At 64.4% G+C, this 5,995-nt stretch carries 6 protein-coding genes and 1 pseudogene; all 7 read left to right on the top strand.

Features of this window, described 5'->3' with window-relative positions; translation table 11 throughout:
* The first annotated feature begins 9 nt into the window (after positions 1-9).
* Positions 10-1,269, top strand: coding sequence for a transcription termination factor Rho (gene rho / locus Q427_RS13410; RefSeq protein WP_043514653.1), 1,260 nt, complete (start codon positions 10-12; stop codon positions 1,267-1,269).
* Positions 1,270-1,558: 289 nt separating this feature from the next.
* Positions 1,559-3,057 (top strand): annotated as a pseudogene (gene ubiD, locus Q427_RS13405) (4-hydroxy-3-polyprenylbenzoate decarboxylase).
* Positions 3,054-3,833, top strand: coding sequence for an NAD(P)H-flavin reductase (locus Q427_RS13400; RefSeq protein WP_043514650.1), 780 nt, complete (start codon positions 3,054-3,056; stop codon positions 3,831-3,833). Before ubiD ends, Q427_RS13400 begins: the two are co-directional and overlap by 4 nt.
* Positions 3,830-4,543 (top strand): dihydromonapterin reductase, encoded by a 714-nt coding sequence (folM, locus tag Q427_RS13395; protein ID WP_043514647.1) that lies wholly within the window; start codon positions 3,830-3,832, stop codon positions 4,541-4,543. Before Q427_RS13400 ends, folM begins: the two co-directional genes overlap by 4 nt.
* 89 nt (positions 4,544-4,632) lie before the next feature.
* Positions 4,633-4,758: a hypothetical protein gene (locus Q427_RS35340; RefSeq protein WP_269321241.1), complete on the top strand. Its 126-nt coding sequence runs from the start codon at positions 4,633-4,635 to the stop codon at positions 4,756-4,758.
* Between the two features lie 332 nt (positions 4,759-5,090).
* Positions 5,091-5,264 carry a hypothetical protein gene (locus tag Q427_RS31330; RefSeq protein ID WP_155833565.1) on the top strand — a complete coding sequence of 58 codons (174 nt, stop codon included), beginning with the start codon at positions 5,091-5,093 and terminating at the stop codon, positions 5,262-5,264.
* 5 nt (positions 5,265-5,269) lie between these two features.
* On the top strand, positions 5,270-5,995 hold a 726-nt coding region (locus tag Q427_RS13390; protein WP_043514656.1), incomplete at its 3' end, for a 3-deoxy-7-phosphoheptulonate synthase.

The following is a 5,995-nucleotide window of genomic DNA, read 5'->3' as shown; positions in this document are numbered from 1 at the left end:
AACACACCGATGAATCTTACCGAACTCAAGCAAAAGACCGTCCCGGAGCTCCTGGAGCTTGCCCGCGAAATGGGCATCGACAACCTGGCTCGCTCGCGCAAGCAGGACATCATCTTCGCCATCCTCAAGAAGCACGCCAAGAGCGGCGAGGATATCTACGGCGATGGGGTGCTCGAAATCCTGCAGGACGGCTTCGGCTTCCTGCGCAGCGCCGACAGCTCCTACCTGGCCGGCCCGGACGACATCTATGTCTCGCCCTCACAGATCCGGCGCTTCAATCTGCGCAAGGGCGACTCCATTTCCGGCAAGATTCGGCCGCCGAAGGAAGGGGAGCGCTACTTCGCGCTGCTCAAGGTCAGCCAGATCAACTTCGACAAGCCGGAAAACGCCAAGCACAAGATCCTGTTCGAGAACCTCACGCCGCTGTTCCCTACCGAGCGGCTGCGCATGGAGATCGGCAACGGCTCCACCGAGGATCTGACGTCGCGGATCATCGATCTCACCGCACCCATCGGCAAGGGCCAGCGTGGCCTGATCGTCTCCCCGCCCAAGGCGGGCAAGACGCTGATGCTGCAGAACATCGCTACCTCGATCACGCGCAACGACCCCGACTGCCACCTGATCGTGCTGCTGATCGACGAGCGGCCCGAGGAAGTGACCGAAATGTCGCGCACCGTGCGCGGCGAAGTGGTCGCCTCGACCTTCGACGAACCGCCGGCGCGCCACGTCCAGGTTGCCGAGATGGTCATCGAGAAGGCCAAGCGGCTGGTCGAGCACAAGAAGGACGTGGTGATCCTGCTCGACTCCATCACCCGCCTGGCGCGTGCCTACAACACCGTGGTACCCAGCTCCGGCAAGGTGCTCACCGGCGGTGTCGACGCCCACGCCCTGGAGAAGCCCAAGCGCTTCTTCGGTGCCGCGCGTAACATCGAGGAGGGCGGCAGCCTGACCATCATCGCCACTGCGCTGGTGGATACCGGCTCCAAGATGGACGAGGTGATCTTCGAGGAGTTCAAGGGCACCGGCAACATGGAAGCCCATCTGGACCGCAAGCTGGCCGAGCGTCGCGTCTACCCGGCGATCAACATTCGCCGTTCCGGCACCCGCCGCGAGGACCTGATCGCCTCCGAGGACGAGATGCAGCGCATGTGGATCCTGCGCAAGCTGCTCAATCCCATGGAGGACACCGCGGCCACCGAGTTCCTGATCGACCGCCTGAAAGATACCAAGACTAACCTCGAGTTTTTTGAGGCAATGAAGCGCCGCTGATTGCTGTTAATAGTTGGCGGCGGCGTCGAGGCTCTCGGGGCTGTTCCGTCGACAAGCCTGCGGGGAGGCGCTGTGAATACCTCCCTGTACGCTACCGACGCCATCCATGGCGTAGGACCTCCCCTCCGGCTTGTCCCCGGCGCCCCTCGCCGCGGTCAATTCATAGCTCCGGGGCCTGTCGCCGGAAAAGCCGCGGATTGAGGGCAGCTGACTTGCGGGGCGGAGTAGGAAAGGGGCGGCATGCTATGCTGCCCCTTTCGTCGTTCGGGAAACGGGATAGGATTGGTTCATGAAATACAAGGATCTACGGGATTTTATCGCCGCGCTGGAGGCCCAGGGCGAGCTGGTGCGAGTCTCGGCCGAGGTCGATCCCTACCTGGAAATCACCGAGATCTGCGATCGCACCCTGCGCGCCGGCGGCCCGGCGCTGCTGTTCGAGAACGTCAAGGGTCACACCATGCCTTTGTTGGGCAACCTGTTCGGCACCCCGCATCGGGTCGCCCTGGGCATGGGGCAGGATAGCGTCGAGGCGCTGCGGGAGGTGGGCAAGCTGCTTGCCTTCCTCAAGGAACCCGACCCGCCCAAGGGCATGCGCGACGCCTGGGACAAGCTGCCGATCTTCAAGCAGGTCATGAGCATGGGCCCGAAGACGGTGCGTTCGGCCCCGGTCCAGGCGCTGGAATATGAGGGTGACGACGTCGATCTCGGTCGGCTGCCGATCCAGCACTGCTGGCCTGGCGATGTCGCCCCTCTCGTGACCTGGCCGCTGGTGGTCACCCGCGGACCGCACAAGAAGCGCCAGAACCTTGGCATCTACCGCCAGCAGAAGCTTTCCCGAAACCGGCTGATCATGCGCTGGCTCTCCCACCGAGGCGGAGCGCTCGACTTCCAGGAGTTCCAGCAGACGAACCCGGGCGAGCCCTTCCCGGTGGCGGTGGCGCTGGGCGCCGATCCGGCCACCATCCTCGGTGCGGTGACGCCGGTGCCGGATTCGCTCTCCGAATACGCTTTCGCCGGTCTGTTGCGCGGTTCTCGCACCGAGCTGGTCAAGTGCGGGCATGCGGATCTTCAGGTGCCGGCATCGGCGGAGATCATCCTGGAGGGCTTCATCTACCCGGATGACACCGCGCCGGAAGGCCCCTACGGCGATCACACCGGCTACTACAACGAGGTGGACGAGTTCCCGGTCTTCACGGTCACTCGCATGACCATGCGCAAAGACGCCATCTACCACTCCACCTACACCGGTCGGCCACCGGACGAGCCGGCTATTCTCGGCGTGGCACTCAACGAAGTGTTCGTGCCGATCCTGCGCAAGCAGTTTCCCGAGATCACCGACTTCTATCTTCCCCCGGAGGCTGTTCCTATCGCATGGCGGTGGTGACCATGAAGAAGCAGTACCCGGGCCACGCCAAGCGAGTCATGATGGGGGTGTGGAGCTTCCTGCGCCAGTTCATGTACACCAAGTTCGTGGTGGTGCTCGATGATGACGTCAGCGCCCGCGACTGGAAGGACGTGATCTGGGCCATCACCACGCGGATGGACCCGGCCCGGGATACCGTGCTGGTGGAGAACACACCCATCGACTACCTTGACTTCGCCTCCCCGGTGGCGGGTCTGGGCTCCAAGATGGGGCTGGACGCCACCGCCAAGTGGCCCGGCGAAACCGACAGAGAGTGGGGCACGCCCATCGTCATGGACGAGGCCGTCAAGGCCCGCGTCAGCGAACGCTGGAACGAACTGGGTATCGCACTACCCACCAACCCTGATGACAAGAGGCATACATGACGGCAAGGACCCTGACGTGCCAGGTGACGGCAGTGGAGGACCTCACTCCCGACGTGTTCCGGGTACGGCTGGAGGGGCGTCCCGAGGCCATGGCCCATGCGCCGGGACAGTATCTCGAGCTGGCGCTGGACGATGAGACCTGGGTCCCGTTCTCCATTGCCAATGCCCACGGCGGAGACGGCACCCTGGAGCTTCATATCCAGCACTGGCCCGAGCGTGAGAACTCGGACCGCCTGCGCGACCTGGTCGTGGTTGCCCACCATCTGACCCTGCGCATGCCGGGGGGCGACTGCGTGCTGGACAACACAAGCCAGCGGCCGCTGCTGCTGATTGCCGCCGGTACCGGCTTCGCCCAGATGAAGGCCATCGTCGAGGCCTCGCTGCACGAATGCCCGCAGCGGCCCATCGACCTGTGGTGGGCGGCGCGGGAACGGCGTGATCTCTATCTCGAGAGCTTGCCGCGGGAGTGGGCCGAGAGCCACGACAATGTCCGCTTCCATGTGGTCACTGAGGTGGCGCCGGAGAAGCCGGTGGCTGGAGAGCGGATCGACGGCCATCTGGGGCGCATCGACCAGGCGCTGGCCGAGGCGCTCGACGACATTTCCGACCATGACGTCTACCTCTCCGGATCGCCGGGCATGGTCTACGCCTGTGTCGATGTGCTGGCCTCGCTGGGGCTCTCTGCCTCCCGGGTCTTCTCGGATGTCTTCGCCTATGCGCCGCGCCAGCCCCTGGTGCCGACGGCAGGCGTGCTCAGGCGGGAAGGCGGCGGGTGAGCGCCTCGCCGATCCTGATCACAGGCGGCGCCCAGCGCCTGGGGCGCCACTGTGCCGAGCGGCTGGCCGAGGACGGGCATCCCGTGATCATCAGCTATCGCCGTGAGCGCGAGGAGCTTGCGGCGCTGCGCGAGCGGGGCATCGTGACACTCGAGGCCGACTTCTCCAGCGAAGCTGGAATTCTCGACTTCATCGCTCGCCTCAAGGTCGAGACGTTGTCACTGAGGGCTATCGTGCACAATGCCAGCGACTGGGCGCCGGACTCTGCCGACGACCAGGCCGGCGCGACCTTCGAGCGGCTGTTTCGCATCCATATGCAGGCCCCCTACCTGATCAACCTGCACTGCCGTGAGCTGCTGGAAGCTTGCGGAGAGCCCCAGCGCGACATCGTGCATATCACCGACTACGTGGTGCAGAAAGGCTCGAGGAAGCACGCCGCCTATACTGCGACCAAGGCGGGGCTGGAGAACTTGACGCTGTCGTTCGCGGCCATGTATGCCCCCTCGATCCAGGTGAATGCCATCGCCCCGGCGCTGATCATGCTCAATGAGGGTGACGATGCCGCCTACGTTGAAAAGGCGAGAGCCAAGTCGGCCATGGGCATGGTGCCGGGGCCGGGGGTGTTCTATCAGAGCCTGCGTTACCTGCTCGACAATCGCTATGTCACCGGGATCACCCTGCCACTCGATGGCGGCCGCCATCTTCGCTAGACTGGAATCATCGAATGAGGAGCCTGCCGAAGCTTCCTCCAGGGCAGGTGGCAGCAAGGCGGGCAGCATAAGGGACAAGGAGCGAGAGGATGACGGCACAAGACTCGACCTACCATGACGAGAGTGGCCTGCTGTGGCTGATACCGCTGGCGCTGGTTCTGGCGCTGAACTGCCTGCCGCTGATCATTGGCATCGCCCGGGTCTTCAGTCATTGAAGCAACCGGACTTGCCAAGGTTGCCGCGATGCGGCACGATGAAAGCAGAATTCAGGGAGACGATCATGTCACCGAGCCTTGCTCAATCCATCCGCTTCTTCAACCGCGCACCCGGCGCGGGGAAGTCGCGTGGGTTGGGTTTCGGTGGTCAGTACTGGTACTGGTTTAGCGCCGGTGTGCCGGCGGCCGGGTCCTAGGACACCGCCGCGAAGGCACACCCTAACCGGGTTGCCTCCCACCAGAAACCCCCGGTCGGCAACCCGCCCGGGGGTTTTGCGTTATGCAGCCCCGACGACTATCTTTTGCAACGCAGCAATGACAGGAGACGCACCATGACCACACGCTACAGCGCCTTTGCCGCCTTCGCCCGTAACCGCCAGGATTATTTTGGTTGGGGCTATGGCTGGCGATTTAGCGCTACGCGGTCGGGTCAGTGCGCCACCTCCGACCGTGAGATTGCCGGTGGCACGAATACGTCACGATGTTTACCGATCTCACGGAGTTGATGACCATGAATGCCCATGCTTCCCTTGCCGAACGCCTGCCCGACAGCCCTGCCGAGCTCGATCTTGCCGCTGAAACGAACCGTGCAGAAATGACGCTGCCCACCCCGGGTGCACTGCGACACGCCCTTCCGCTGGATCCGTTGCTGGTCGAGCGGCTCCAGGCCCAGCGCCGGGCCGTCCACGACATCCTGCAGGGTCATGATGACCGGCTGCTGGTGGTGGTTGGCCCCTGTTCGATCCATGACCCTGTGGCAGCCATGGAGTACGCGCAACGCCTGGCCGAGCTGACCCCCAGGGTGTCCGATCGTCTACTGCCGGTCATGCGTGTCTATGTGGAGAAGCCGCGCACCACGGTGGGTTGGAAGGGACTGGCCTATGATCCCGACCTGGATGGCGGCGGTGACATGGCCCGTGGCCTTCAGCTGTCGCGACAGCTGATGCGCGATATCGCCTCGCTTGGCCTGCCTGTGGCCACCGAGCTGCTGCAACCGATGCTGGCCCCCTACCTGGATGACCTGCTGGCCTGGGTCGCCATCGGCGCACGGACCACCGAATCCCAGTTGCATCGTGAGCTGGCCAGTGGTCTGGACGCGGCGGTGGGCTTCAAGAATGCCACCAGCGGGGACGTCAAGGTCGCCCTGGACGCCATGCGGGCCGCAGCGCACCCCCACCAGCACTTCGCTCTTGCCGCCGACGGTCGCCCCGTGATGCGCGAGACCGCCGGCAACCCC

It is taken from the genome of Halomonas sp. BC04 (assembly GCF_000568385.1).
This window is presented reverse-complemented; position numbering and strand designations above follow the sequence as displayed.

Excerpts from the sequence above, each read along its gene's own strand:
- rho (WP_043514653.1), top strand. The coding sequence starts at position 10 with ATGAATCTTACCGAACTCAAGCAAAAGACCGTCCCGGAGCTCCTGGAG.
- Q427_RS13400 (WP_043514650.1), top strand. The coding sequence starts at position 3,054 with ATGACGGCAAGGACCCTGACGTGCCAGGTGACGGCAGTGGAGGACCTC.
- Q427_RS35340 (WP_269321241.1), top strand. The coding sequence starts at position 4,633 with ATGACGGCACAAGACTCGACCTACCATGACGAGAGTGGCCTGCTGTGG.
- Q427_RS31330 (WP_155833565.1), top strand. The coding sequence starts at position 5,091 with ATGACCACACGCTACAGCGCCTTTGCCGCCTTCGCCCGTAACCGCCAG.